Source organism: Caulobacter sp. GW821-FHT09H08 (genome assembly GCF_059415885.1).
In genome coordinates, this window is sequence record NZ_JBWKOC010000001.1 from 382,191 (window position 1) to 408,222 (window position 26,032).

26 protein-coding genes and 3 pseudogenes are annotated in these 26,032 nt (G+C 67.8%); 13 read left to right on the top strand and 16 right to left on the bottom strand.

Annotation, left to right across the window (positions count from 1 at the left end):
* Window positions 1–12: 12 nt before the first annotated feature.
* Window positions 13–1,644, bottom strand: a complete 1,632-nt coding sequence (locus tag AC07NN_RS01905; RefSeq protein ID WP_494637454.1) for an amidohydrolase — start codon at window positions 1,642–1,644, stop codon at window positions 13–15.
* 83 nt (window positions 1,645–1,727) lie between these two features.
* On the opposite strand from AC07NN_RS01905, the gene AC07NN_RS01910 reads away from it, so the two are divergent.
* Complete coding sequence (locus tag AC07NN_RS01910; RefSeq protein WP_494637455.1) at window positions 1,728–2,300, top strand: methylated-DNA--[protein]-cysteine S-methyltransferase; 573 nt, start codon at window positions 1,728–1,730, stop codon at window positions 2,298–2,300.
* 334 nt (window positions 2,301–2,634) lie between these two features.
* Here the strand turns inward: AC07NN_RS01910 and AC07NN_RS01915 are convergent, their stop codons facing one another.
* Window positions 2,635–3,114 (bottom strand): DUF3617 domain-containing protein, encoded by a 480-nt coding sequence (locus tag AC07NN_RS01915; protein WP_494637456.1) that lies wholly within the window; start codon window positions 3,112–3,114, stop codon window positions 2,635–2,637.
* Between the two features lie 279 nt (window positions 3,115–3,393).
* Between AC07NN_RS01915 and rpmB the strand changes: the two genes are divergently transcribed.
* The 3 genes from rpmB to AC07NN_RS01930 all read left to right on the top strand — a co-directional run bounded on the left by rpmB (window position 3,394) and on the right by AC07NN_RS01930 (window position 6,353).
* The gene (gene rpmB / locus AC07NN_RS01920) at window positions 3,394–3,693 is read left to right on the top strand and encodes a 50S ribosomal protein L28 (RefSeq protein WP_125155294.1); all 300 of its coding nucleotides are present in this window, start codon (window positions 3,394–3,396) and stop codon (window positions 3,691–3,693) included.
* Between the two features lie 169 nt (window positions 3,694–3,862).
* The gene (locus AC07NN_RS01925; protein WP_494637457.1) at window positions 3,863–4,903 is read left to right on the top strand and encodes a bifunctional nicotinamide-nucleotide adenylyltransferase/Nudix hydroxylase; all 1,041 of its coding nucleotides are present in this window, start codon (window positions 3,863–3,865) and stop codon (window positions 4,901–4,903) included.
* A 61-nt stretch (window positions 4,904–4,964) separates the two neighbouring features.
* A complete protein-coding gene (locus AC07NN_RS01930) occupies window positions 4,965–6,353 on the top strand; it encodes a nicotinate phosphoribosyltransferase (RefSeq protein WP_494637458.1) in 1,389 nt (462 codons plus the stop codon).
* 63 nt (window positions 6,354–6,416) lie between these two features.
* On the opposite strand, the gene AC07NN_RS01935 is transcribed toward AC07NN_RS01930, so the two are convergent.
* The 4 genes from AC07NN_RS01935 to cobT all read right to left on the bottom strand — a co-directional run bounded on the left by AC07NN_RS01935 (window position 6,417) and on the right by cobT (window position 10,494).
* The gene (locus tag AC07NN_RS01935) at window positions 6,417–6,716 is read right to left on the bottom strand and encodes a hypothetical protein (protein ID WP_494637459.1); all 300 of its coding nucleotides are present in this window, start codon (window positions 6,714–6,716) and stop codon (window positions 6,417–6,419) included.
* Window positions 6,717–6,967: 251 nt separating this feature from the next.
* Window positions 6,968–7,279, bottom strand: coding sequence for a hypothetical protein (locus AC07NN_RS01940; protein WP_494637460.1), 312 nt, complete (start codon window positions 7,277–7,279; stop codon window positions 6,968–6,970).
* A 207-nt stretch (window positions 7,280–7,486) separates the two neighbouring features.
* The gene (locus AC07NN_RS01945) at window positions 7,487–8,572 is read right to left on the bottom strand and encodes an esterase-like activity of phytase family protein (protein WP_494637461.1); all 1,086 of its coding nucleotides are present in this window, start codon (window positions 8,570–8,572) and stop codon (window positions 7,487–7,489) included.
* Window positions 8,569–10,494, bottom strand: a complete 1,926-nt coding sequence (cobT, locus tag AC07NN_RS01950) for a cobaltochelatase subunit CobT (protein ID WP_494637462.1) — start codon at window positions 10,492–10,494, stop codon at window positions 8,569–8,571. The genes AC07NN_RS01945 and cobT overlap by 4 nt, the downstream gene beginning before the upstream one ends.
* A gap of 106 nt (window positions 10,495–10,600) precedes the next feature.
* Here cobT and AC07NN_RS01955 point away from each other — a divergent pair, with 106 nt between their 5' ends.
* Window positions 10,601–10,783 carry a DUF1328 domain-containing protein gene (locus tag AC07NN_RS01955; RefSeq protein WP_494637463.1) on the top strand — a complete coding sequence of 61 codons (183 nt, stop codon included), beginning with the start codon at window positions 10,601–10,603 and terminating at the stop codon, window positions 10,781–10,783.
* 82 nt (window positions 10,784–10,865) lie between these two features.
* On the opposite strand, the gene AC07NN_RS01960 is transcribed toward AC07NN_RS01955, so the two are convergent.
* A complete protein-coding gene (locus AC07NN_RS01960) occupies window positions 10,866–12,026 on the bottom strand; it encodes a DUF3089 domain-containing protein (RefSeq protein ID WP_494637464.1) in 1,161 nt (386 codons plus the stop codon).
* A 176-nt stretch (window positions 12,027–12,202) separates the two neighbouring features.
* Between AC07NN_RS01960 and AC07NN_RS01965 the strand changes: the two genes are divergently transcribed.
* Window positions 12,203–13,252, top strand: coding sequence for an IMCp domain-containing protein (locus AC07NN_RS01965; RefSeq protein ID WP_494637465.1), 1,050 nt, complete (start codon window positions 12,203–12,205; stop codon window positions 13,250–13,252).
* 8 nt (window positions 13,253–13,260) lie between these two features.
* Here AC07NN_RS01965 and AC07NN_RS01970 read toward each other — a convergent pair whose 3' ends face one another.
* The 4 genes from AC07NN_RS01970 to groES form a co-directional block, all read right to left on the bottom strand.
* On the bottom strand, window positions 13,261–13,575 hold the full coding sequence (locus tag AC07NN_RS01970; protein WP_494637466.1) for a hypothetical protein: 315 nt from the start codon (window positions 13,573–13,575) through the stop codon (window positions 13,261–13,263).
* Window positions 13,576–13,624: 49 nt separating this feature from the next.
* Window positions 13,625–13,756 carry a hypothetical protein gene (locus AC07NN_RS01975; RefSeq protein ID WP_494637467.1) on the bottom strand — a complete coding sequence of 44 codons (132 nt, stop codon included), beginning with the start codon at window positions 13,754–13,756 and terminating at the stop codon, window positions 13,625–13,627.
* Window positions 13,757–13,941: 185 nt separating this feature from the next.
* Complete coding sequence (gene groL, locus AC07NN_RS01980; protein ID WP_494637468.1) at window positions 13,942–15,585, bottom strand: chaperonin GroEL; 1,644 nt, start codon at window positions 15,583–15,585, stop codon at window positions 13,942–13,944.
* A gap of 62 nt (window positions 15,586–15,647) precedes the next feature.
* Complete coding sequence (gene groES / locus AC07NN_RS01985; RefSeq protein ID WP_172270611.1) at window positions 15,648–15,938, bottom strand: co-chaperone GroES; 291 nt, start codon at window positions 15,936–15,938, stop codon at window positions 15,648–15,650.
* Between the two features lie 178 nt (window positions 15,939–16,116).
* Between groES and AC07NN_RS01990 the strand changes: the two genes are divergently transcribed.
* The 3 genes and pseudogenes from AC07NN_RS01990 to AC07NN_RS02000 all read left to right on the top strand — a co-directional run.
* Window positions 16,117–16,500, top strand: coding sequence for a VOC family protein (locus AC07NN_RS01990; protein ID WP_494637469.1), 384 nt, complete (start codon window positions 16,117–16,119; stop codon window positions 16,498–16,500).
* An 18-nt stretch (window positions 16,501–16,518) separates the two neighbouring features.
* Window positions 16,519–16,947, top strand: coding sequence for a DUF4345 family protein (locus tag AC07NN_RS01995; protein ID WP_494637470.1), 429 nt, complete (start codon window positions 16,519–16,521; stop codon window positions 16,945–16,947).
* Between the two features lie 3 nt (window positions 16,948–16,950).
* Window positions 16,951–17,035: pseudogene (locus AC07NN_RS02000) on the top strand (hypothetical protein); the annotation flags it as partial.
* A gap of 12 nt (window positions 17,036–17,047) precedes the next feature.
* Here AC07NN_RS02000 and AC07NN_RS02005 read toward each other — a convergent pair.
* A complete protein-coding gene (locus AC07NN_RS02005; protein ID WP_494637471.1) occupies window positions 17,048–17,560 on the bottom strand; it encodes a methylated-DNA--[protein]-cysteine S-methyltransferase in 513 nt (170 codons plus the stop codon).
* A 166-nt stretch (window positions 17,561–17,726) separates the two neighbouring features.
* Window positions 17,727–19,034 (bottom strand): acyl-CoA dehydrogenase family protein, encoded by a 1,308-nt coding sequence (locus tag AC07NN_RS02010; protein WP_494637472.1) that lies wholly within the window; start codon window positions 19,032–19,034, stop codon window positions 17,727–17,729.
* Window positions 19,035–19,190: 156 nt separating this feature from the next.
* Between AC07NN_RS02010 and AC07NN_RS02015 the strand changes: the two genes are divergently transcribed.
* Both AC07NN_RS02015 and AC07NN_RS02020 read left to right on the top strand, forming a co-directional pair.
* Window positions 19,191–19,787 (top strand): GNAT family N-acetyltransferase, encoded by a 597-nt coding sequence (locus AC07NN_RS02015; protein WP_494637473.1) that lies wholly within the window; start codon window positions 19,191–19,193, stop codon window positions 19,785–19,787.
* A gap of 119 nt (window positions 19,788–19,906) precedes the next feature.
* The gene (locus AC07NN_RS02020) at window positions 19,907–21,277 is read left to right on the top strand and encodes a hypothetical protein (protein WP_494637474.1); all 1,371 of its coding nucleotides are present in this window, start codon (window positions 19,907–19,909) and stop codon (window positions 21,275–21,277) included.
* Window positions 21,278–21,483: 206 nt separating this feature from the next.
* On the opposite strand, the gene AC07NN_RS02025 is transcribed toward AC07NN_RS02020, so the two are convergent.
* Window positions 21,484–21,894, bottom strand: coding sequence for a VOC family protein (locus tag AC07NN_RS02025; protein WP_494637475.1), 411 nt, complete (start codon window positions 21,892–21,894; stop codon window positions 21,484–21,486).
* A 117-nt stretch (window positions 21,895–22,011) separates the two neighbouring features.
* On the opposite strand from AC07NN_RS02025, the gene AC07NN_RS02030 reads away from it, so the two are divergent.
* The gene (locus tag AC07NN_RS02030; RefSeq protein WP_494637476.1) at window positions 22,012–22,782 is read left to right on the top strand and encodes a MerR family transcriptional regulator; all 771 of its coding nucleotides are present in this window, start codon (window positions 22,012–22,014) and stop codon (window positions 22,780–22,782) included.
* A gap of 4 nt (window positions 22,783–22,786) precedes the next feature.
* Here AC07NN_RS02030 and AC07NN_RS02035 read toward each other — a convergent pair.
* Window positions 22,787–22,883: pseudogene (locus tag AC07NN_RS02035) on the bottom strand (hypothetical protein); the annotation flags it as partial.
* A 7-nt stretch (window positions 22,884–22,890) separates the two neighbouring features.
* Entirely contained in the window at window positions 22,891–24,801 is a 1,911-nt protein-coding gene (gene mutL / locus AC07NN_RS02040; RefSeq protein WP_494638171.1) for a DNA mismatch repair endonuclease MutL, read from the bottom strand.
* A gap of 105 nt (window positions 24,802–24,906) precedes the next feature.
* Between mutL and AC07NN_RS02045 the strand changes: the two are divergent.
* Window positions 24,907–25,966, top strand: a pseudogene (locus AC07NN_RS02045) (TraB/GumN family protein).
* Window positions 25,967–26,032 lie beyond the last annotated feature (66 nt).

Genomic DNA, 26,032 nt, shown 5'->3' on the forward strand with positions numbered 1-26,032 from the left:
GTCCGTTTGGAGTTAGCGGCTGAACACCAGCTTCCCATCCACCACCGTCAGCACCGGTTCGGCCGTCAGGATCTCCTTCGGCTCCACCGTCATCAGGTCCTTGCTGAAGGCCGTCACGTCCGCCTTCTTCCCGGCCTCTAGCGTGCCCAGCTCCTTCTCGCGGAAGACGGCGTAGGCCGGGGCCAGGGTCAGCATCTTCAGGGCCTGGGCGCGGGTGACGGCTTCTTCCAGATGCCAGTCCTCGTTGGCGAAGCCGGTCAGGCTGTGGCGGTAGACGGCGGCGTAGAACTCGATGCGCGGGTCGCCGACCTCGACGGGAGCGTCCGAGCCGGCGGCCACGACGACGCCGGCCTTCAGGAAGTCGTTCCAGCGATAGCCCTCGTGCAGGCGCGCCTTGCCCAGGCGCGCGGGGGCGAAATAGAGGTCGCCGATGGCGTGGCTGGGCTGCATCGAGGCGATGACCCCCAGCTTGGCGAAGCGCGGCACGTCGGTGTCGGCGACGATCTGCGAATGCTCGATGCGCCAGCGGGCGGCGGTGTCGCCTCCCAGGCTCTCCTCGAACCAGTCCAGGGTCATGCGGTTGCCGCGGTCACCGATGGCGTGCATGGCCACCTGAGCCCCGACGGCCTTGGCCTGCTTCATCAGGGCCAGGCCCTTGTCCTGCGGGGTCAGCTGCAGGCCCAGGCCCTCGGCGTCGCTATAGGGCTCGAGCAGGGCCGCGCCGCGCGAACCCAGGGCGCCGTCCATATAGAGCTTGACGCCACGTACGCGAATGAGACCCGTGGCGTCCGTTTGCGGGCCCTTGCTCAGCACCTCGGCCGCGCCGCTGGGGTCCATGTAGTTGTCGACGCGGATGTGGAACGCGCCCTTGGCGGCCTCGTCGCGCAGCAAGGCGAGGTCGTCGCTCATGACGCTCATATTGTCGAGGGCGGTCCAGCCGCGCGAGGCGTACAGCGTTCCGGCCTTGCGCAGGGCCTCGCGCTTCAGGGCCTCGTTCGGCGGTGGGATAACGTCGTTCACCAGGGCTTGGGCGTGGTCGATCAGCATGCCGTCCGGCTGGCCGTCGGTCCCTTTCAGGATCTTGCCGCCGGCGGGATCGGCCGTCGCGGCCGTCACGCCGGCCTTGGCGAGGGCCGCGCTGGAAGCGACGCTGGCGTGGCCGTCCGAGCGGCCCAGCACGATCACCCGGCCCGGCGCGATGGCGTCCAGGTCCGCCTTGGTCGGGAAGCGCTTCTCCGGCCAGTGGGTCTCGATCCAGCCCCGGCCGTAGATCGCGCCCTCGGGATGGGCGGCGGCATAGGCCTTCACGGTGGAAACGAGCTCGGCCAGCGACTGGGTCTGGTCGAGATTCAGGGTCAGCTCGCGCAAGCCGATGCCCATCAGGTGGGCGTGGGCGTCGACGAAGCCCGGATAGGCGGCCGCGCCCTTCAGGTCGATGTCGCGGACATCCTTGGCGGCCTTGGCCTTGGCGGTCGCCAGGTCGCCGACGAACAGGATCTTGTCGTCGCGGACCAACACCGCCTCGGCGGTCGGCTTGGCCTCGACCCCGGTGTGGATCGGACCGCCATGGATCAGCAGGTCAGCGGCCTGCGCCGTCGTCAAGGAAGTGGCCGCCAGCAGGGCGGCGAGGGCGAAACGGCGCAAGGATTCTCTCCCAAGCGTAGCAAGAAACGGAAAACGTATGGCCGACCCCTCGAAAGTCGCAACAGGCCTGCTATTTTTTCCGCATGACCGCCCCGGGTTTCGCCCTTTTCGACACCATCATCGGACGCTGTGGCATCGCCTGGGGCGACCACGGCCTCGTCGGCATGCAATTGCCCGAGAGCACGCCCGGCGCGGCCTGGGCGCGTCTGCGCAAGCGTTTCCCCGAAGCGGTCGAGCGCGAGCCGACGTCGGAGATCGAGAAGATCATCGAGCGGGTTCGCGACCTGCTGGCCGGCGGCCGCGACGATCTTTCGGATATCGCCCTCGATCTTTCCAGCCAGCCGGCCTTCAATCTGCGGGTCTACGAGATCGCCCGGGCCATCACGCCGGGCGACACCTCGACCTATGGCGAGGTGGCCAAGGCCATGGGCGAGCCGGGCGCGGCGCGGGCGGTGGGCAAGGCCCTGGGCGAGAACCCCTGGCCGATCGTGGTGCCCTGCCACCGGGTGCTGGGCTCGTCCGGCGGCATGGGTGGTTTCTCCGCGCCGGGCGGGGCCGAGACCAAGGCCAAGCTCCTGACCATCGAGAAGGCCAAGACCAGCGCGGCGCCGACGCTGTTCGACCTGGAGTTCTCGATCGCGCCGCCGCGGCGGTAGGGCGCTCCCTATAGCGCTCCGTCATTCCCGCCCTTGTGGCGGGAACCCCTCTATCCGCTGCAGGCGCGGGAGGGGCGGACTGCTCAGCAGTCCGCTTGCGTCTCACGTATCAGCTGAGCCAGAGGTTCCCGCCACAAGGGCGGGAATGAGGGGGGAGTTTTGGATGAAGTCGAAAGCCGTCCGCCCACGTCTCTTAACGCGCGCTAACGCTTCTTCGAACAGGGGCGAAACGAATCATGACCGAATCGGCGACGTTCCCCGATTCAGTGTTTGTTCCCTACAAGCTATTGTAGCTTAAAGCCGATTAACCACAAATCGGTTTCAGGAAGCCGGCCTAGTTGCCGGCCGTTTCCTCGGCCGGGCACTCGGCCGAGACGCGCTTGGCGCTGAGGCTGCCGGCCAGGGGCATGCCGCTGATCGTCTTTATGTGGATGTCCATCTTGAAGCTCTCGGGTCCGTACGAGCCCTCGGCCGACACCGGCGAGACGCGGTCCTTCTTGTCGGTCCAGGTGCCCTTCAGCTGGATCTTGCCGTTCTGGACGACATTGGTCGTGTAGTCGCAGCGGTACTTGCGGGTGCAGATGCCGCGCGAGAACTGCTCGACGTCGGCGGGCTTGAGGCACTTGGTCTCGCTGCTGACCGGGATGCCGGCCAGCCGGTAGCCGTATTCCCAGTGGCCGGGGAGAATCGTCGTCTTGCTCGCGGAAGCCTTGGCGGCCGGGGCGCGCACCACCGGCTGGGCCAGGCTGAAACCGGCGACAGCGACGCCCAAGGTCAAGGTCAGGGCGGAAGCGGTGAGGGCGGTCGGACGCATACGGCGGGTCTCCTTCATGCCGCTCCTATATAGAGTGGCAGATGAACCGTGCTTGAAGGCGGCGATAGGGCGGGCGGTTCCCTTCCCCGGGGCGTGGACGCGGATGCGAGAGATCGTTGGCCGCCGGGCCAGACCAGCCTTGACTCAAGGGGGAGCCTTCGCCTATATCGCCCGCTCTCGCGCGGTCGGCCTGGTCCAACCGTGTGTCCGAATTCATATCTTAGCGGGGCCAGGCTCTTCACAGAGCTGAGCGGTCTCGCCCAAGCCAAGGTAACCACCATGTCGCGCCGTTGCGAACTTACCGGTATCGGTCCGATGGTCGGCCACAATGTGAGCCACTCGAACATCAAGACCAAGCGCCGCTTCCTGCCGGCCCTGTCGCCCGCCACGCTCCAGTCGGAGTCGCTGGGCCAGAGCTTCAAGCTGCGTATCAGCAACGCCGCCCTGCGCACCCTGGACTTCAAGGGTGGCCTGGACGTGTTCCTGCTGGGCGCCAAGGACGAGCAGCTGTCGCCGCGCGCCCTGAAGATCAAGTCGCAGGTCAAGGCCAAGGCCAAGGCCGCCGCTCAAGCCGCCTAAGGCTTCACGGTCGACTAACTACTGAAAACCCGCCGGGCTCGCGCCTGGCGGGTTTTTCGTCGTTTCCGCACCAAAAGGCGATCGCGCGCTTGACAAGTGCTTATGCTCAAAATTAGCATAAGTCTGTCGCTGGATAGACCGGCGGCGTCAACCAGCGTGGGGGAGCCTCATGCGCTACGACTATCTCGTCCTGATCGGACGCTTCCAGCCGTTCCATAACGGCCACCGCGCGGTGCTGGAGCACGCGCTTCGCCTGGCCGACAAGGTCATCGTTCTGGTCGGCAGCGCCGGCCAGCCGCGCACCGTCCGCAATCCGTTCAACGCCAGTGAGCGCGCGGTCATGATCCGCGCCGCCGCCGAGGACCAGGCCGGACGCCTGATCGTCAAGCCGCTGCGCGACCATCTCTATAGCGAGACCCTGTGGGTCGCCGACGTCCAGCGCCTGGTCGCCGAAGCGCTCGAGGCCGACGGCGCGGGTGCCGAGGTCCGCGTGGGCCTGATCGGCCGCGACAAGGACGGCGCGACCGGCGCCTATCTGGCCGCCTTCCCGCAATGGCCCCTGGTCGACGTGCAGCACGCCGAGGTGCTGTCGGCGACCGAGCTGCGCGCCTGGCTGTTCTCCGGCGAAGCGGGCGCCCTGCGGCTGGTCGAGGCCAATGTGCCCGCGCCGGTGTTCGGCATGCTGGAGGCCTTTCGCGCCGGCTCGCCCGCCTACGCCCAGCTGGCCCGCGAGGCCGCCTTCATCGCCACCTATCGCCAGAGCTGGGCCGTCGCCCCCTATCCGCCGACCTTCGTCACCGCCGATGCGGTGGTGGTCCACTCCGGCCACGTCCTGCTGGTCCGCCGCCGGGCCGAGCCGGGCAAGGGGCTGTGGGCGCTGCCGGGCGGCTTCGTGAACCAGGAGGAGACGGTTCTGGCCGCCGCCATCCGCGAACTGCACGAGGAAACCCGCCTGAAAGTGCCGCCGGCCGTGCTGCGCGGCTCGATCAAGGCGCGGCAGGTGTTCGACCATCCTGGTCGGTCGCTGCGGGGGCGCACCATCACCCACGCCTTCCACTTCGACTTCCCCGCCGGCGACCTGCCCAAGGTCCGCGCCGCCGACGACGCCGACAGGGTCCGCTGGACCCCGATCAGCGAGGCGATGCTGATGGAGGAGCAGTTCTTCGAGGATCACTTCCACATCCTCGAACACTTCGTCGGCGGCGCCTGACGAACCCACGCGCCGTCCTGACAGACGGGACGGTCATCTTCCGCGCGAAGGAGCTTCCGCGATGTTCGACAACCTGATCCTGAACACCGACAGCTACAAAGCCAGCCACTGGCTGCAGTACCCGCCCGGCACGACCGGCGCCTTCTCGTATGTCGAGAGCCGGGGCGGACGCTATGACCGCACCGTCTTCTTCGGCCTGCAGGCCATTCTCAAGACGCAACTGGCCAAGCCGGTCACCCACGCCATGGTCGACGAGGCCGCCGAGCTGCTGGCCGTTCACGGCGAGCCCTTCAACGAAGCCGGCTGGCGGCGGATCGTCGACGTCCACGGTGGCCGCCTGCCGGTCCGGATCCGCGCCGTGCCGGAAGGAACGGTCGTGCCGACCCACCAGGCGCTGATGACGATCGAGAACACCGATCCCGAATGCTACTGGCTGCCGTCCTACCTGGAGACCCTGCTGCTGCGGGTCTGGTACCCGGTCACGGTCGCCACGATCAGCTGGGGCGTGAAGCAGACCCTCCGCGCGGCCCTGGAGAAGACCAGCGACAATGCTGCGACCGAACTGCCCTTCAAGCTACACGACTTCGGGGCGCGGGGCGTCTCCAGCCAGGAATCGGCGGCCCTGGGCGGGCTGGCGCACCTGGTGAACTTCCAGGGCAGCGACACCCTGAGCGCCGTGCTGGGCGGCCGCGCCTGGTACAACGAGCCGATGGCCGCCTTCTCGATCCCCGCCGCCGAGCACAGCACCATCACCAGCTGGGGCCGCGAGAGCGAGGTCGAGGCCTACCGCAACATGCTGACCCGTTTCGGCAAGCCGGGCGGCCTGTTCTCGGTGGTGTCCGACAGCTACGACCTGTTCCACGCGGTTCGGGATCTCTGGGGTGGTGAGCTTCGCCAGGCGGTGGCCGACAGCGGTGCGACCCTGGTGGTCCGCCCCGACTCGGGCGACCCGGTGACGATCGTCGCCGAAACCCTGCGCCTGCTGGACCAGACCTTCGGCTCCACGGTGAACGGCAAGGGCTACAAGGTGCTGAACCATGTCCGCGTCATCCAGGGCGACGGGGTCAATCCGGTGAGCATCGCCGCGATCCTCGAGCGGATCGTCGCCGACGGCTTCAGCGCCGAGAACCTGGCCTTCGGCATGGGCGGAGGCCTGTTGCAGCAACTGGACCGCGACACCCAGAAGTTCGCGCTGAAGTGCTCGGCCGCCAAGGTCGACGGGCGTTGGATCGACGTCAGCAAGGATCCGGTGACCGATCCGGGCAAGCGCAGCAAGGCCGGCCGGCTGATGCTGCTGACCGACGGCGCGGACGGCTATCGCACCGTGGCGGCGCCGGAGGGCTTCGCGCCCGAGCCGGGCTGGCGCGACGCCATGGTCACGGTCTGGGAGGACGGCGCCCTGCTGGTCGACCAGGCGCTGGCCGATATCCGCGCGCGTAGCGAGGCCTGAAAAAGCAAAACCCGCCGCGACTGAGCCGCGGCGGGTTTGAAAGCTTGGTGTCGACGCTGTGGATTAGCGAGCGACGACAGCGCCCGAAGCCGGGTTGGCCGTGTTGTAGGCGGTCAGGGCCGGGTTGTTGATCTTCGACACGGCGTCGTTGACCGAGGCGCGGATGCAGGCCGGGTACAGGTAGCCGGCGAGCGCTTCGCCACGGACGTCGGCCCAGCACACGGTCGAGGCGGCCTTGACGATTTCGGCGCGGACTTCGGCGGCCGACTTGCCGGCGACCTTGACGCGCATTTCAGCGGCCGAGGCCGGAGCGGAAGCGAACAGAGCGATGGCCGAGGCGGCCAGAACGATCGAACGGATCATGACAGTGGTTCCGAAAGGGGGTTGTGAGCAACCACCTCCAGACGCGTTCCCCTGACGGTCCGTCCCGGTCTGTCGCCGTGCTGGGCCGTCGCGTTGCATATAGCAACGTTCTCTTGGGTTATCAACGGTTATGTTGCAATGCGTCCTTCGCGTGCAAAATTGATGGTTCGCGCGCGAACAACCGATTGCGGACGTGAAAAAGCCCGCGAAACCAAGGTTTCGCGGGCTCTTCAAGCTACTAGGCGTCGCGATTAGCGCGAAGCGACGCGCAGGAAATAGACGCTGCGGCCTTGGGCGCGGTCGTAGGCGACCAGGTCGGCGCTCTTGGTGCGGGCGATGGCTTCACGAGCCACTTCGCGCACGCAGTACGGAGCGATTTCCGAAGCGGCCGGGTTGCCCTGCAGGTCTTCCTGGCAGAGTTGCTTGGCCGCGTCGACGATGTCGGCGTGGACCGCGGCGGTGGCGCGACCGGCGACCTTGACGGTGATTTCACCGGCGCTGGCCGAGGTGGCGGCCGTGGTGGCCATGAGGGCCGAGAGAGCGATGATGAGCAGACGGATCATTTTGATAGTCCCGGAAAGGAGGTTGGATTCAACCGCCTCCAGGTGCGTTCCTCTGACGGCTCGAAGTTCTCGCCTTCGTCGTCCGTCGAGGTCATGTGTAGATGACACCGGTGTCTAAATCAATGGTCAAGTCGCGGGGTGCGACAAAAAATCCAATATAATCATATAGTTGACAACGAAACCGTCTCGTTCGAAACGAAACGGCATTTAGCGCTTCCGGACCGGCTTCTTGACGGGCTTGGGCGGTAGCGGCGGAGGAGGGGGCGGCGGCGTCCAGTCGAAGGCCAGTAGCAGGGTGCGTTGCTGGCCGATCGCGCCGTCGTCCGAGACCACGTAGATCCGCGTCCCGCCGCTAGGCGAGCGGGTCAGGGCCAGCCCCTCGAAATTGTCGCGCGGCATGGCGCCGTCGAAGCGCAGCGTGGCCGAGGTGCGCTGCTTGGCCAGGGGGAGGGTCGGGTCGGAGATGAAGCGGACCACGGCCCGCCAGCCTCGGATCGGGTCGAAGCCCCGGTGCAGGCTGGCGAACGCCGCACCCTGGAAGGGGGCGAAGCCCGTCAGGCCCCAGGTGAAGTCCGGTCCCGACTGCGGCGGCAGCGACTTGCAGTCGGCCGACACGCGGCAAAGCCAGACTTCGCCCTCCTCGCCGCCGACCAGATAGGCGTCGGGACCGGCGGCGGGATAGGCCGAGATCGCCTCGATGCCCTCGTTCTCGGGCAGGATGGTCGCGGGCTTGGGGACGGCGCGGGGCGTTCCCCAGCCGCCGTCCGGCAGCATCGGATAGAGCCAGATGCGGTGATTGCGCTCGAAGCTGACCAGGCGGTCGCCATTGGGCAGCACGGCCAGGCCCTCGGCGTCGGCGTTCTGCTTGCCCTGCAGCGGCTGGCCGTCCAGGCCCTTCAGCGGCTGCAGCTTGCCGTCGGTCACGCCGACCAGGCGGCCGGCGGCGTCCAGCTGGATCTTGGCCTCGAACAGGTCGCCGTCGTCGGTGATGGCCATCATCTGGCCGTTGGCCCCGACCGCCAGGTCCGACAGGCCGTGCAGGCGCGTGGTGTCGGTGCTGGTGAGCACCAGGCCCCCGGCATAGGTGAAGCCGTCCACGGCCGTCTTGGCCGGGTTGGCGGCGTCCAGGGGCACGGGCGTGGTCTGCACGCCGATCTCCGGCCCGGCCTTGACCGGCGCGGGCGGGGTGACGACCACGGGGGCGGGCTTGGGCTTGCGCGGCGAGCACTGGGTCGCGAAGCCGCCGAGGCCGCCGACCAGCCCCAGCACCAGGACCGTCCGCAATCCGATCACGCGCGGACCTTGGCGGGCTTCGCGGCTTGCGGCGTAACGACCGGCGGCGGGGCCAGCAAGCCGCGCGTGCGGGCGATCTGGCGCGGCTCTTCGTCGAACAGGGCCGCCAGTTGCTCGACCAGAACGCCGCCCAGTTGCTCGACATCGACGATGGTGACGGCGCGGCGGTAGTAGCGCGTGACGTCATGGCCGATGCCGATGGCGATCAGCTCCACGGGGCTCTTGCCCTCGATCTCACCGATGACCTGGCGCAAGTGGCGCTCCAGATAGTGGCCCGAGTTCACGCTGAGGGTGGAGTCGTCCACCGGCGCGCCATCGGAAATCACCATCAGAATGCGGCGGGCTTCGGGCCGGCCGATGATCCGCTGGTGCGCCCACATCAGGGCCTCGCCGTCGATGTTCTCCTTCAGGAGGCCCTCGCGCATCATCAAACCGAGGTTCTTGCGGGCCCGGCGCCAGGGCGCATCGGCGGCCTTGTAGATGATGTGGCGCAGGTCGTTCAGGCGGCCCGGCGCGGCGGGCTTGCCCTGCTTGATCCACTCGTCGCGGCTGGTGCCGCCCTTCCAGGCGCGGGTGGTGAAGCCCAGCACCTCGGTCTTGACCCCGCAGCGCTCCAGGGTGCGGGCCAGGATGTCGGCGCAGATCGCCGCCACCATGATCGGGCGGCCGCGCATCGAGCCGGAATTGTCGATCAGCAGGGTCACGACCGTGTCGCGGAACTCCTGGTCCTCTTCCTGCTTGAACGACAGCGGCGCGGTCGGGTCGATGATCACCCGCGTCAGGCGGGCGACGTCCAGCATCCCTTCCTCGAGATCGAAGGTCCAGGCGCGGTTCTGCTGGGCCAGCAGGCGGCGCTGCAGCTTGTTGGCCAGGCGCGAGACGACGCTGGAGAGCGCCGACAGCTGCTGGTCCAGATAGGCCCGCAGGCGCGTCAGTTCCTCGGCGTCGCACAGGTCCTCGGCGTCGACGACCTCGTCATGAGCCGTCGTGAAGACCTTGTAGAGCGGCTCGCCGCCCTGGGCCTGGCCGGTGTCCGGACGGGCTGGCTTGGCGCCGTCGCCCATCTCCGGGCTCTCGTCGGACTCCTCGGGCTCGCCGTCCTGGTCCGACTGGACCATTTCCTCGTCGCCGGCCTCGGTCTCGCGGTCGGAGGCTTCGCTTTCCTGCGGCGAGGAGCCCTCGGGCTGCTCGCCTTCGCCCTCGCCCTGATCCTCGTCGGAGGTCTCGGTGGGGCTGTCGTCCTCGCCCTCGTCCTCGTCCGAGCTTTCGGTGGCGTCGGACATCTCCTCGCCCAGGTCGAGGTCGCGCAGGATCTCGCGGGTGACGCGGGCGAAGGCGGCCTGGTCGTCGATGGCGGCGGCCAGGCGATCCAGGTCCTTGCCGGCCTTCATCTCGATGTCGTTGCGCAGGATGTCGACCAGCGCCTTGGCCCCGTCCGGCGGGGCGTCGCCGGTCAGGCGCTCGCGCACCATCAGGCCCAGGATCTCGGCCATGGGGGCGGATTGGCGGTCGGTGGCGATGGCGCGGGTCAGGCCCTGCTTCTCCAGCCGGGCTTCGAGCGCGGCGGTCAGGTTCTGGCGGACGCCGCCGAGCGCATTGGCGCCGATCGCTTCCAGGCGCGCCTGCTCGATCGACTCGAAGGCCGCCTGGCCGTCGGGAGAGCTGGGCCGCGCCCGGGCGTGGGCCATCGGGTCGTGGTGCGCCAGGCGCAGGGCCATCTGGTCGGCCAGGCCCCGGATGCGCGCGGCTTCTTTGGAATTCAGGTCACGCGGCGGATGCGGCAGCACCGCCCGCTTGCCCAGGAGCTGGGGACCGTCGCCCGAGAACACGACCTCCAGATCGGCCGTCTCGGCGAGCGAACGGGCCGCGTGCGCCAGGGCGCGCTTGAAGGGTTCGGTCGGGCTTTCGGGCTTGGAGGCCATGGCTTCGAGTTAGCGGCGCCGGGCGGCGAAAACAAGGAACGGCGTGCGCGAACGGGGCGTTGATTTTGTAATGGCGCCGCTCGTGCGCCCCTCGAAGGAAACTGAAATGCTCAAGTGGGCCATCATTCTCGCCATCGTCGCCCTGATCGCCGGCGCGCTCGGTTTCACCGGTGTCGCCGGTGCGGCCGCCGGTGTCGCCAAGATCCTGTTCTTCTTGTTCCTGGTCGGTTTCGTGGTCGTGATGCTGCTGGGCGCAACGGTGTTCAAGGCGGCGACAGGACCGAAGTAGCCTTTCGCCGCCTTGCGCGGGCCGGAGCGGAGTCGACCCCGCCGCCGGCATGAGATGGCGCTAGGGCTGGTGGGAAATGGCCCTAGCGTCCCGCGTACGCCTTGGCCTGGCGCGCCACCAGGGCGTTCAGGTCGCCCATCTCCACATTCACGTCGATCAGGTGCAGGCCCCAGTCCTTCAGGATGTTACCGGCCACCACGACGTCGCCCGTGAGTTCGTCGGTGCGCGGGTCGGCCGGGTCGGCGTTCACCTTGACCGACAGATAGGTGAAGTCGCCCGCGCTGACGCACTTGGCCGACAGCAGGCCGGGCAGCGCCACGAACGGGGTCGAGACCTTCAGGTCCTTGGCGAAGGCCTTCGGCTCCCCGCTCGACAGGAAGGCCTTGCTGCTCAGGTACGCGTGCACCGTCGCCTCGTCGGTCGAGGCCTTGCCGGCCAAGAGGGCGGCGGGGTTCACGCAGCCGGCGCGGCGGCCCTGGTCGTCGGTCTTGCCGAAGCGGCTGTTGGCCGGCGGCGGGCTGCTTTCACGGAATGAGACATAGGTCACCAGGCAGCCGGCCTGGTCGGCCTTGGAGCAGAGCGGGATCGAGCCGAAATTGCCCTTGGCGTCCACCGCCGTGTTCATGCCCAGGATATAGGCTGAGATCATCTGCTTCTGGGCGGGCTTGCCATCGACCTCGTTCTTCAGAAGGTCCAGCAGCAGGCGCGAGCCCTGGCTGTGGCCCATGATCACGACGCCGCGCCCTTTGTTCTCATGGGTCAGGTACCAGTTCCAGGCGTCGGCCACGTCGCCATAGGCCAACAGGCCGTTGCCCGGCGAGGGCTGGCCCATCATGATCGCGCGCAGGGCCGCCAGGGTCACCTGGCGGTACATCGGGGCGAACACCCGGCACTGGCCGGCGAAGCGGGCCAACTGCTGCTCGACCACGCGGCGCTCGGCCTCGTCGATGACCATGTCGCTGTTGCCGCCCGGATCGGTCGAGACCGTCGGATAGACATAGAAACAGTCATAGGCCGGGGCGGTCGCCGCCTTGAACGCCTCGACCGAGGTCTTGCCGTCTGCCGCTACGACCGTGGTGGTCTGGTCGACGACGCAGGCGTCCTGGCGGCCCGGCAGGCACAGCCAGTTCTCGGTCTTGCCGTAGTCGTTCGGCGTGGCTGGGGCAGCGGGCGTCTGGGCGCAGGCCGCGCTCGACAGGGCCAGGCCAGCGGTAAGGCCTAGAGCGGCCAGGAACTTCGCCATCGTCATCTCCCCAAAGACCGGGCCCCAATGGGCTCAAACGATCGTTTGGCGTGGAGCATGGCCAAAAGAACGACGCTCGCCAAGGGGGCTTTGAGCGGGCTTGGCCCGAGGATTGCGGCGGGCAGGGGGAGTCGTCCCACCCCGGGACAGCACAGTTTTTCGTAACGAGGTCTCCGATGACCCTCCGGACCCTGCTTTTTGTCGGCGCCACCGCCGTTTTCGCCGGCGGCGTCGCCGTTTCCCCGGCCCTGGCCGACGGTTTCCCCGGCGCGCCCGTGCGCGGCGAGCATGTCCCGAAACGGACCGCCGCGCCCAAGGTCCGCACCAAGGTGGTCTATGTCGATCGGGTCGTGGACAGGCCCGTGGTCGTCGAGAAGAAGGTGCCGGTCTATGTCGACCGCCCGGTGACCCAGGTCGTCGAGAAGGTCATCGACCGTCCGGTCTATGTCGAGAAACGCGTCGAGGTGCCGGTCGAGCGGATCGTCCAGGTCCCGGTGACCAAGATCGTCGAAAAGCCGGTGTACGTGGAAAAGCGCGTCGAAGTGCCGGTCGAGCGGATTATCGAGAAGCGGGTGGAAGTTCCCGTCGATCGCATCGTCCGGGTGCCGGTCGAAAAGATCGTGCAGGTCCCCGTCGATCGCCCAGTCTACGTAGAAAAGCGCGTCGAGGTGCCGGTGGATCGCATCATCGAGAAGCCCGTCTATATCGAGCGCAAGGTCTATGTGGACCGCATGCCGCCCCCGCCTCCGCCGCGTCGTGAGTGCGATTGCGGCCCGCGCCGCGAGTATCGCGACTATCGCGGCGGCGCGGCCGTCGACATGCGCGAGGAGAGCTACGAGTCGGAAAGCTCGCGCTACGAAGAGAGCTATGAGAGCTCTTCGTATGGCGGCAGCTATTCCAACGGTGGCGGCTATTCGAGCTCGCGCTACGGCGCCGGCGGCGGCTGGAACGCCAATGCGGCGCCGGCTTCGGCCTGGGGCTACCAGATCGAACCGCCCCCGCTGCCGATGGGCTATGTCGGCCACATGTCGGGCGGCGGTGGCGGCGGCTATGGCGGCGTCGGCCTGGTCGGCGGCGGTGGTTACGCCGGCGGCTATGCGGGCGGTTACGCCAGGAGCTCGGCTTCGGCCTCGGCCTCCGCGGCGGCGTCAGCCTCGGTCCGCGTCGGCGGCGGTGGTCGTGGCGGTTGCAACGCCTGCGGCGGTGGCGGCGGCAAGCACCACTAAGACCTAGACTACAGCGACAACCAGCGACGCGGGTTCTTGTCACCGAGAGCCCGCGCTTCGCCGGGCCTCAGGCCCAGTTCACGCATGCGATAGGCGACGATCTCGCGCAGCGCCTCGACCGGCTCCTTGCCGCCCACGGGGCTGGAGGCCACCGAGCCGGCGTTCATCGCCAGATCCACGGCCGTCCACTCGGCCTGCGCCCGATCGGCCTTGCCGACGGCGAAGTAGTGGCGCACGGGCGCGCGCTCGCCCGGGACCTCGACCATTACGCCGATGACCCAGCCTTGAACGATGAGATCGGCGTCGGGGCGTTGGCGGAACATGCGCCGGATGTAGCTCCGGCGCGGCCCGACGCAAGGGATTCTCTGAAAATCAGCCGATAAGCTGGAACGCGGCCTGGCTCACCAGACCCAGCACCAGCCAGGCCGAGAGCGCGAACACGACCATCGTCGTCTTCGACGTGCGACGCCGACGATGACTGGGGGACAAACGCACGACAGACATCAACGCCTCCATGCCCAGAACCTTAACCGGATGTTAACGCCATCCAGGCTGCCCGGTTGCATGCGAATTTCGCTCATCACGGGAATTTCAGAACGGCGTTATACGGAGCGTTATCGGACATAGAAAAAGGGCGGGACCTCGCGGTCCCGCCCTTCTCATTTTCAGCGGTGAGCTGGACTTCTAAATTAGAAGTCCATGTCGCCCATGCCACCCGGCATACCGCCGCCCGGAGCGCCAGCGCCGCCCTTCTTGGGGGCTTCGACGATCGCGGCTTCCGTGGTGATCAGCAGGCCGGCCACCGAGGCGGCGTTCTGCAGAGCCGTGCGGACGACCTTGGCCGGGTCGATAACGCCGTCGACGACCAGGTCGACATACTGCTCGGTCTGGGCGTTGAAGCCGAACGAGCTGCTGGCGTTTTCCAGGATCTTGCCGACCACGATCGAACCTTCGACGCCGGCGTTCTCGGCGATCTGGCGGATCGGCGATTGCAGGGCGCGACGGACGATGGCGATGCCGGCCGTCTGGTCGTCGTTGTCGCCGGTCACGCCGGCCAGGGCCTTGGAGGCCCACAGCAGAGCGGTGCCGCCACCCGGGACGATGCCTTCGTCGGCGGCCGCGCGGGTCGCGTTCAGGGCGTCGTCAACGCGGTCCTTCTTTTCCTTCACTTCGACTTCGGTCGAGCCGCCGACGCGGATGACCGCAACGCCACCGGCCAGCTTGGCCAGACGCTCTTGCAGCTTTTCCTTGTCGTAGTCCGACGTGGTTTCTTCGATCTGGCGCTTGATCTGCGAGATGCGGGCCTCGATGTCGGCCTTCTCACCAACGCCGTCCACGATCGTGGTGTCGTCCTTGGTGATCGAGATCTTCTTGGCGCGGCCCAGCATGTCCAGCGAGACGTTCTCGAGCTTGATGCCGAGATCTTCGCTGACGACTTGAGCGCCGGTCAGGATGGCGATGTCTTCCAGCATGGCCTTGCGGCGGTCGCCGAAGCCCGGAGCCTTGACGGCGGCGACGCGCAGGCCGCCACGCAGCTTGTTGACGACCAGCGTGGCCAGGGCCTCGCCTTCGACGTCTTCAGCGATGATGACCAGCGGGCGGCCCGACTGGACGACGGCTTCCAGCACCGGCAGCAGCGGCTGCAGCGACGACAGCTTCTTTTCGAACAGGAGGATCAGCGGCTCTTCCAGCTGAACTTCCATCTTGTCGGCGTTGGTGATGAAGTACGGCGACAGGTAGCCGCGGTCGAACTGCATGCCTTCGACGACGTCGAGTTCGGTTTCGGCGGTCTTGGCTTCTTCAACCGTGATGACGCCTTCGTTGCCGACCTTGTCCATGGCCTTGGCGATCATCTCGCCAACTTCCTTGTCGCCGTTGGCCGAGATGGTGCCGACCTGGGCGATTTCAGCGTTGGTCGTGACCTTCTTCGACGACGACTTGATGTCCTCGACGGCGATCAGGACGGCCTTGTCGATGCCGCGCTTCAGGTCCATCGGGTTCATGCCGGCGGCGACCGACTTGAGGCCTTCCTGGACGATGGCTTGGGCCAGGACCGTGGCGGTCGTGGTGCCGTCGCCGGCCTTGTCGTTGGTCTTCGAGGCGACTTCGCGGATCATCTGCGCGCCGAGGTTCTCGAACTTGTCAGCCAGTTCGATTTCCTTGGCGACCGAGACGCCGTCCTTGGTGGTGCGCGGGGCGCCGAACGACTTTTCGATGACGACGTTGCGGCCCTTGGGGCCCAGGGTGACCTTCACCGCGTTGGCGAGGACATTGACGCCGCGCAGCATCTTGTCGCGCGCGTCCGAGCCGAAATAAACGTCTTTAGCGGCCATGTTGGGCGCCTTTCTAAATCTGGAATTCTGGGAAGAAGGAAGCGTCTAGACGGCGGGAGGGATTAGCCCTCGACCACGCCCAGGACGTCGCTTTCCTTCATGATCAGGAGGTCCTGACCGTCGACCTTCACTTCCGTGCCCGACCACTTGCCGAACAGGATGCGGTCGCCAGCCTTGACGTCCAGGGCGACGACGTCGCCCTTGTCGTTACGCGCGCCGGGGCCGACGGCGACGACTTCGCCTTCCTGCGGCTTTTCCTTGGCGGTGTCGGGGATGATGATCCCGCCCTTGGTCTTGGTTTCTTCTTCGACGCGCTTCACGAGGACGCGGTCGCCCAGGGGACGAAATTTCATGGGTGTTCTCCGTCGGAACGGTTGCAGATAAAGGCTTCGCTGGTCGGGGGGAGCTGCGCTGTTAGCAGTCGCTCCCATCGAGTGCCAACGTCGGGCGTGAGTTAGGCAGGGGGCTCGGGGGAGTCAAGGACGACGCCCGCGAACTTTTCGCGAAGGGCTGAATTTCAGGAGGCTTTCGATGTTCGATCACATGGGTCTGGGTGTGATGGATTACCAGCGCTCGACGGCCTTTTATGACGCCGCCCTGGCTCCGCTGGGCATCCGGCAGCTGTATGTCGTGCCCAAGGAATTCACGGGCGGCGTCGACGCGGTCGGCTACGGCAAGGTGCGTCCGATGTTCTGGGTCGCCGAGCAGGACGCCACCAAGGGCAAGCTGCACGTGGCCTTCTCGGCGAAGACCCGCGCCGAGGTCGACGCCTTTTACGAAGCCGCCCTGAAGGCGGGCGGTCGCGATAATGGCGCGCCCGGACTTCGCCCACATTACGATAAAGACTATTACGGCGCGTTCGTGCTGGATCCGGACGGTTTCAACGTCGAAGCCGTCTGCCGCGCGCCAGAATAGTCGGGAGCCCCGGAGCCCATGTCGAGCTATGTCCTGTCGCTGTTCCTGGCGGTCGTGGCCTGCATCATCGGCGGCACGCTGGGCGGCATGATCCTGGCGCGGCCGCAGACCATGCTGGGCCTGGCGGGCATCGCCGACGAGGACTCCTTCAAGGCCCCGCTGTTCGCCGAGGGCCGGGCGCTGGGCGGGGTGTTGATCGCCTCGCACGGCGTGGCGGCGCTCTATCTGGGCTACCAGCCGAGGATCGGCGCGGCCATGGCCCTGGCCCTGGCGGTCGCCTGGCTGGGCGCGGGGGCGGGCCGGGCGATCTCGGCGGCGCTGGACGGCGCCCAGGGGCGCTTCAACACCGGTTCGATGGTGTTCAACGGCCTGATCGGCCTGACCCTGGCCTTGCCGTTCTTCCAGATCGGCCGGGTCGTCGTGCGCGGCGTGGCCGGCCTGGCCTAGAGCGTCCTCGTCCTTCGACAGGCTCAGGATGAGGACGACTGTGAGGCCGCAATAGAAACCTCATCCTGAGCTTGTCGAAGGACGAGGTTTCGGTACCGCGCTAGATCGCCCTTTCGTGGCCGAGTAGCCAGCGCTTACGCTCAATGCCGCCGCCATAGCCGGTCAGCGCGCCGTCCATGCCGATCACCCGGTGGCAGGGCGCGACGATGCTCAAGGGATTGGAGCCGTTGGCGTGACCGGCGGCGCGGATCGCGGCCGGACGCCCGGCGCGGCTGGCCAGTTCCGAATAGGTGATGGTCTCTCCAGCCGGGATCTGCGTCAGCGCCGTCCACACCGCGTGCTGGAAGGCCGTGCCGTTGGTGGCCCAGGCTATCGAGCGCAGCGCCGCGAACTCACCGGTGAAATAGGCGGCCATCGCCTCGCGGATCGCGGCCGGGGCGGCGCCGGGTTCGGGGCGTAGAGGGCCGTAGTGCGTCTTCAGCAGACGGTCGAGGCGGTGCTCGTAGTCGTGGAAGTCGAGGGCGCGCAGGGCGCCGTGCTCGTCCGTGACGATCAGCAGCTCGCCGATGGGCGAGGGCTGGCGGTCGAGGAGCAGGCGGGCGGGGCGACTCATGGCGCGATCATCGCCGGGCGAGGCGAGGGTGTCCGCCCGGAATTTGCGATAGTGCAACCCCCTCCGGCCCTGGGGGCCACCTCCCCCATGAAGGGGGAGGAGATCCTAGGCGTGCTCCCCCTTCATGGGCGAGCTGTCGCGAAGCGACTGAGGGGGTAGCGCCGCCTTACCGAATCCCCGGCACCTGCATGGCCGCTTCCTTCTCGGCCTTCTGCTTGAACACCAGGTCGCCGTACTTGCCGTACTCCATCCGGGCGATCGTGCGCTGGTGGACCTCGTCCGGGCCGTCGGCCAGGCGCAGGGTGCGGATACCGGCATAGGCCTTGGCGAGACCGAAGTCGGTGGTCACGCCGCCGCCGCCGTGGGCCTGGATGGCGTCGTCAATGATCTTCAAGGCCAGGCGCGGGGCCGCGACCTTGATCATGGCGATCTCGAGACGGGCCGACTTGTTGCCGGCCTTGTCCATCATGTCGGCGGCCTTCAGGCAGAGCAGGCGGCACATCTCGATGTCGATACGGGCGTCGGCGACGCGCTCTTCCCACACCGAGTGGTCCGAGACGTACTTGCCGAAGGCCTTCCGGCTCATCAAGCGCTTGCACATCTTCTCCAGCGCGACTTCCGCCGTGCCGATGGTGCGCATGCAGTGGTGGATGCGGCCGGGGCCCAGGCGACCCTGGGCGATCTCGAAGCCGCGGCCTTCGCCCAGCAGCAGGGCGTCCTCGATCGGCACGCGCACGTCCTTGAGGATGACCTCGGCGTGGCCGTGCGGGGCGTCGTCATAGCCGAACACCGGCAGCATGCGCACGATCTCGATGCCCGGCGCGTCCAGCGGCACCAGGACCTGGCTCTGCTGCTGGTGGCGGCTGGCGTTGTCGGGATCGGTCTTGCCCATGACGATGGCGACCTTGCAGCGCGGATCGCCCACGCCCGAGGACCACCACTTGCGGCCGTTGATCACATAGTGGTCGCCGTCGCGCTCGATGCGGGTCTCGATATTGGTGGCGTCCGAGCTGGCCACGGCCGGTTCGGTCATCAGGAAGGCCGACCGGATCTGGCCGTTCATCAGCGGGCGCAGCCAGCGCTCCTTCTGCGCCAGCGTGCCGTAGCGCATCAGCACTTCCATGTTGCCCGTATCGGGCGCCGAGCAGTTGAACACCTCCGAGGCGAAGCCGATCTTGCCCAGCTGCTCGGCGATCAGGCTGTATTCGAGGTTGGTCAGCTGCACGCCCTCGAACTGGAACGTGTCGTCGACATGGGTCTGGCCGCTGTGCGGCGGCATGAAGAAGTTCCACAGGCCGGCCGCCTTGGCCTTGGCCTTCAGCTCCTCGACGACCTGGACGACCTTCCAGCGCTCGGCGCCGAGGACGTTCATCTCGGCCTCGTAGACCGGGATCGCCGGGACGATGTGCTCTTCCATGAACGCGGTGACGCGATCCAGGAAGCCGCGTTGCGTGGGGGAGATATCGAAGTCCATGGCCGTTCCCTCTACCCGCTGGTCGGTGCTTCAAACGCTTGTTTGAAGTGTTCTAGACCGCCTTTACGCGGGCGGCAAGTCGGGTCGCGACGTAACGTCGCGTCAAACGCGCCAAGGCGGGTTGTCAGGGCGCGCCTCCTGGCCGAAAACACGGTCATGCTGAACCTGACCGCCGACATCCTGCAGGGCCGCTACGTCCGGCTCGAACCCGTTACCGTCGATCACCGCGACGAGCTGAAGGCCGCCATCAACTGTGATCCCGAGAGCTGGGAGATCATGTCGGTCAACGGCTGCGGCGAGGGCTTCGACGACTTCTGGGGCGCGCTGGAAGGCGAGACGGACCGGGGCGAACGCGTCGGCTTCGCCATCCGTCGCCTGTCGGATGGCAAGGTCATCGGCACCTCCAGCTACCTCAATATCCGCAGGCTGCATGGGGGCCTGGAGATCGGTTCGACCTTCCTGAACCCCGATGCGCGCTCGGGTCCGGTCAATCCGGAGAGCAAGCGCCTGATGCTGGCCCACGCTTTCGAAAAGGCCGGCGCCATCCGCGTCGAATTCAATGTCGACGTCCGCAACGCCCGCAGCCAGGCGGCCGTGGAAAAGCTGGGCGCCAGCAAGGAAGGCGTGCTGCGCAGCCACAAGGTCACCTGGACCGGCCACGTGCGCGACACGGCCGTGTTCTCGATCACCGACTACGACTGGCCGGCGATCCGCGAGCGCCTGGAATTCCGCCTCAGCGAGACGTTCGTCTAGCGTTTTGGGCGAGCCGAGGCGGCGCGCGCGTCCGCAGCGTGCGTCAGGGTGCAAATAAAACGTCGTTATCTCTGCGGTTGTAAGAATTCTAAAATACTGAGTCCGTAGCTTCGGACCTCATGACGGCCATCGCTTGCCTGCGAATCCTGTTCACCGACGGTGAGAGCCGTCCGGGTGAAGTCCCCAAGCACAAGGCTCAGGGGGTCGCCGACGCGTTCCTGAAAGCCCGCTGGCGCGCGCCGCGCAAATGCGGGGCCGTCGCGCCCCTGGCCTTCGTGCTGGCCGACCACAATGTCGAGCACCTGGATCCCGCCGAGGTGCAGGAACTGGCGATCGAGCTGGAAAAGGTCCTCTTCCCGGGCCGCCCCATCGGCCAGATCGCCCTGATGACCTTCGAAGGCGACGAGCAGGCCGTTCTGCAGTTCGCGGCCCTGTCGCAGAAGGAACTGGCGGGCCTTATGGCCGGCGAGGGCTACGAAGGCGCGCCGGGTCGCGTCCATGTCGTCACCGCCGACTCCATCGAGCCCATGCCGGCCACCCGCGAGGAGGCCAAGGTCTACGCCGCCGAGAAGGCCGCCGTCGCGACTCCGCCCAAGGCCAGCGCCGCCGTCGCGACCCAGCCCGTGGCCGAACCGAAGAAGGCCGCCGCGGTCTCGACCGTTCCGCTCGCCGAAAAGGCGTCCGCCGCGCCCGCCGCTCCGGTCCAGGCCGTCGCGCCTGAAGCGCCGGCCAAGCCAAAGGCGCCGCAGCCGACGCCGGCCGCTAAGTCCGCCGCCAAGATCGACACCCCGCCGCCGCCGGCCCAGACCGGCTGGTGGGGCGTCTACGACCTGGCCCAAGGCGCCTTCGTCGGATCGGCCATCGGCCTGCGCTCCGACCTGATCGGACCCGCGCCCGAGGACGACGACAAGCTGCTGAAGCGCGACCTGATCTGCCTGACCGACGTCCAGGCCGCCCTGAAGGGCGCGGCGTTCGGCGAGGTCCACGTGCCGTTCGGCTTCTGGAACCTGACCACGCCTGCCTCGCAGGACGCCTACAAGAGCCGCCTGTCGCGCTACCCGCTGGACCAGCAGCCACGCCTGACCGCCACGATCTACGCCACGCCGCGCGAGGCCTCGATCGGCATGCTGCAGCAGATGCGCGCGTTCCTGAAGGGCAGCTTCTCGAAGATGGACGTGCGGGTCGGCGACCCGACCTTCCCGATCCAGGGCCTGCCGCCCGAGCTGGTCGACACCATCACCCTGGTGCTGTCGGGTGAGACGGAGCATGACCGCCTGAAGCAGATCCTCAAGTTCGTTGAGCGCAAGAGCGCCTACGCCGCCAAGGAAGTGGCCCAGGCCGTGGCCAACGTCTCCTCGGCGGTCGAGCTGGAGGCCTGCAAGGCCGGCGGCATCACCCGCGTGCAGGGCCCGGCCGTGACCGCGCTGATGGAAAAGCCCGTCGCCGCCGCCGAAGGCGCGCCGCTGGCCCTGAGCCAGAACGCGGCCTAGGGGGATCGGCCTCCAATCGGCCGCTCCAAATTTCTCCCGTCATTCCCGCCCTCGTGGCGGGAACCCCTCTCTCCGCCGCAGGTGCGGTGGTGGCGGACTGCTGAGCAGTCCGCTGGCGTCTCACGGGTCAGTTGAACCAGGGGTTCCCGCCACAAGGGCGGGAATGACGGAAGTGTGTTGGGGCGTTGGAGCCAGAAGCCGGCGCCCTAACCCTTCGGCATCTCGAAAGTGAACACCACGCTGTCCGCCGACCGCTCGTGCGGCCCGTGGAACACCGCCTCGATGTTGTTGCCGTCCGGGTCGTACAGGAACGCGGCGTAGTAGCCCGGATGATAGGGCCGTTCGCCCGGTCCGCCGTTGTCGCGGCCGCCGGCGCTCAGTCCCGCCTTGTGGAACCGCTCGACCGTCTCGCGATCCCTGGCCTGGAAGGCCAGGTGGATGTGCGTCGCCGGCTCGCCCGCGTCGATCCAGATCTCGTCGGCGTCCAGGTGTGTGTCATCCTCGTTGAACGGCACGCCCAGCACCTCCAGCACCGCGCGGTAGAAGCGCTTGGTGGTCTCCAGGTCACGGGCGCGAAGCTGGATGTGGTCGATCAGTCGACCGCGATGGATTTGCATCGGAAGGCCTCCGGGTTTGGAGGCGAACGCGCCGCTGCGCAGTTCGGTTCTGGCCCCGCTTGACCCTCACGCCGCGTCAGACCTGAGTGATCTCGCCATCGAGAGGGAAAGATCGACGTGAGCGTCTACACGGTCAAACAGATGGCGAGACTGTCCGGCGTCTCGGTGCGCGCTTTGCACCACTATGACGCCATAGGCCTGCTGCGGCCCCGCGCCGTCGGGGCCAACGGCTATCGCTACTACGACCGCGAGGACCTGCTGCGCCTGCAGCAGATCCTGTTCCATCGCGCCCTGGAGACTCCGCTCAAGGACATCCAGGCCGCGCTGGACGAGCCCGGCTTCGACCTCGCCGCCGCCCTGCGCGCCCATCGGGTCCGCCTGGCGGCCGAGGCTCAGCGCTATGCCGAGCTGGTGGACGTCGTCGACCGCACCCTCGCCGACCTCGAAGGAGACGAGACGATGGACGACAACCGACTGTTCGAAGGCTTCTCGCCCGAGAAGCAGGCCGAGCACGAAGCCTGGCTGGTCGACCGCTACGGCGGCGACATGCCCGAGCGCATCGCGGAGGCCAAGCAGCGGCGCAAGGGCATGAGCAAGGCGGATATCGCGGCGCTGATGGCCGAGGGCGCGGCGCTGGAGGCCGAGATGGCCAAGGCGCTGACCCAGGGCCTGCCCGCCGACAGCGACGCCGTCGGGGCGATCATGCGCCGCTGGTGGGAGTGGATCGGCGTGAGCTGGAACCGCGATCCGACCCCGGAGGCCTTCGCGGGGCTGGGTCGGCTCTATCTGGAGCACCCGGAATTCACCGCGCGCTACGAGGCGCTGGCGTCGGGGCTGACGGAGTACCTGGCCGAGGCGATGCGAGTTTGTGCGGAGAAGCGCGGCTAGCGCCGGCGGAGCCGAAAACCTCGTCCTTCGACAGGCTCAGGATGAGTTTTTCTACTGCGGCTTTGTTTGGTCCTCACCCTGAGCTTGTCGAAGGGCGAGGGCCACGCCCTACCGCCGCCCGAACAGCTTCTCGATATCCGCCAGCTTCAGCTCCACATAGGTCGGCCGCCCGTGGTTGCACTGGCCGGAATGCGGCGTGGCTTCCATCTCGCGGAGCAGGGCGTTCATCTCGGCGCCGTTCAGGCGGCGGCCGGCGCGGACGCTGCCGTGGCAGGCCATGGTCGAGCAGACCTCCTCCAGGCGTTCCTTCAAGGCCAGGGCTTGGCCGTTCTCGGCGAGGTCGTCGGCGATGTCGCGGACCAGGGCGGCGGCGTCGGTCTTGCCCAGCAGGGCCGGCGTCTCGCGCACCAGCACCGCGCCGGGGCCGAAGCTCTCGATGACCAAACCGAGGCTCGCCAGCTCCTCGGCGCGGGCGACCACGCGCTCGGCCTCGGCGGGGTCGAGGTCGACGACCTCGGGCAGCAGCAGGGTCTGGCGAGCCACGCCGCCGGTCGCCATCTCGCCCTTCATGCGCTCATAGACCAGGCGTTCGTGGGCGGCGTGTTGGTCGACGATGACCATGCCATCGCGGGTCTGGGCGACGATATAGGTCTCGTGCACCTGGGCCCGTGCCGCGCCGAGCGGGAAGTCGACCGGGTCGAACGGCGCGGAAGCCGCGTAGTCCGGCGCCGGACGGTTCTCGAAGGCGACGGAGGTGTAGGCCTCGCGCACGACCTCGGCGAGTTCGCCGCCGAAGCTGGGTTCGACCCGCGCGGAGACCTCGTTCAGCCCCGGCAGATCCATCGGCCGCTGCGTCGGCGGCGTCCAGCCGCCCTCGCGCCAGGCCGAGAAGCCGGCAGGCGAGGGGCCTGGCTGGTATTGGGGCTGATACCCCGGGAACGGGCTCTGCTGGGCGCGGATGCTGTCCAGGGCCTGGTTGGCGACGGTGGTCGAGGCGCGGTGGCCGGCGCCGGCCAGGGCGTGGCGCAGCGCCCCGACGATCAGGCCGCGCACCAGGGCCGGGTCGCGGAAGCGCACCTCGGCCTTGGCGGGGTGGACGTTGACGTCGACCTCGCTGGTGTCGAGCGTGACGTATAGCGCCGCCGTCGGGTGGCGGTCGCGCGCCAGGAAATCGGCATAGGCCGCGCGCAAGGCGCCCTGCAGCAAGCGGTCGCGCACCGGACGGCCGTTGACGAACAGGTACTGGTGGGCGGCGTTGCCGCGGTTGTAGGTCGGCAAGCCGGCAAAGCCCGACAGCCGCACGCCGTCGCGGGTCTGGTCGATCTCGATGGCGTTGTCCTGGAAGTCCCTGCCTAGCACGGCGGCGAGGCGCGCCAGACGTCCCTGGGGCCCCGGATGCTCGGGCGGCAGGCGCAGGATGCGGCGGCCGTCGATGTCCAGCGAGAAGCCGACGCTCTCATTGGCCATCGCCTGGCGCTTGAGCTCCTCGGTGATCGCCAGGGATTCGGCGCGCTCGGACTTCATGAACTTCAGGCGCGCGGGCGTGGCGTAGAAGAGGTCGCGCACCTCGATCCGCGCCCCGTGCGGGCCGGGGAAGGCGGCCGGCGCGACGTCGCCGACGCTGCCGCCCTCGACCAGGATCGAATGGGCGTCGGCGGTCCCCTTGGCGCGCGAGCTGATCGTCAGCCGCGCCACCGAGCCGATCGACGGCAGGGCCTCGCCCCGGAAGCCCATGGTGTGGATGCGCAGCAGGTCCCAGAGGCCGTCCTCGTCGGGCGCCAGCTTGGAGGTCGCGTGGCGCTCGATGGCGACCGGCAGTTCCTCGGCCGAGAGACCGCAGCCGTCGTCGGCGACGAGAATTCGGGTCAGGCCGCCGCCGTGGGCCTCGACCTCGATCCGGGTCGCGCCAGCGTCGATGGCGTTGTCGACCAGTTCCTTGATGGCGCTCGCGGGCCGTTCGACCACCTCGCCGGCGGCGATGCGGTTGACGGTCTCGGGCGGCAGGCGGCGGATCGGCATCGACAGACTTTCACGTGGCAAGCCGAGGCCCCTCAAAGCGAGGAAGGAAGCCTCAGCATTGCAACTCCTTAAGTTGACCGACCGAGCACCGATCGGCCAACGACAGTGAGACCGGGCACTTTAGCTCGATTCCGCCGCCGTTCGAGGAAGACACATAGTGACTCTGACCCGTTTCGCCGCCGCCGGCCTGGCGCTTTCTCTTCTGTGTGGCGGTTCCGCCCTGGCCCAAGCCCAGGGCAAGAACGAGGTCTCCATTCATCAGACCAAGCCCGTGGACCTGACGCCGGTCGACAGCCAGGCCAATCTGGTCGAGGAGCTGATCGTCAACGCCCGCCTGCCCGGACCGGCCTGGTGGAAGGTCACCGACGCCGACACCACGGTCTATGTGATGGGCGTCCCGGCCTTCATGCCGGACAAGCTGGACTTCGACGACTCGGTGATGCGCCGCCGACTGGACGGGGCCAATGTGCTGATCATCGGCCAGCAGCCGGACATCAGCATCCTGGGCCTGCTGGGCCTGATCCCGGGGCGCGGCAAGCAGTTCATGACGGAAAGGCCGATGCGCGAGACCCTGCCGCCCGACCTGCGCGCGCGGCTGGAGAAGCAGCTGAAAGCCCGAGGAAAGAAGCTCGACGAATTCGACAAGATCAAGCCGGCGCTGGCGGGTTTCGTCATCGCCAACCGGGACGGCGACAACGTCTCGATTTCTTTGGGCAACGACACCGACCGCTTCCGCGATCTCGCCAAGAGCAAGGAAGTCGCCGTCAAGCCTCGCGTGAAGAAGTTGGACGACTACGACCTGATCGGCATGGTCAAGTCGCTGGCCGACGCGCCTCAGCCCTTGCAGGAGCTGTGTCTGGACGCCGGCCTCAAGCAGGCCGAGAACGGCCTGGCCAGCATCCGCGAGACCGCCGAGCAGTGGGCCGAGGGCCAGGTGCGCGAGGTCGTCGCGGCCGAGCGCGGCTATCAGCGCTGCCTGGCCTCCACGCCCTGGATCGCCCGCCAGTTCAAGGACGGCCAGGACGACGCCGTCGGCGCCATCACCTCGGCCCTGAGGAAGCCCGGCAAGGCGGTGGCGGTGATCGAACTGCGCTCTCTGCTGACCCAGGACGGCGTGCTGGACCGCCTGCGCGCCAAGGGCTTCACCGTGGTTGCGCCGGAATAAGGTCAAGCTTCCGCCGCATCGTCGAACGATGGTCAGTCAGCTTCGGGGGCGGCAGGGGGATATGAA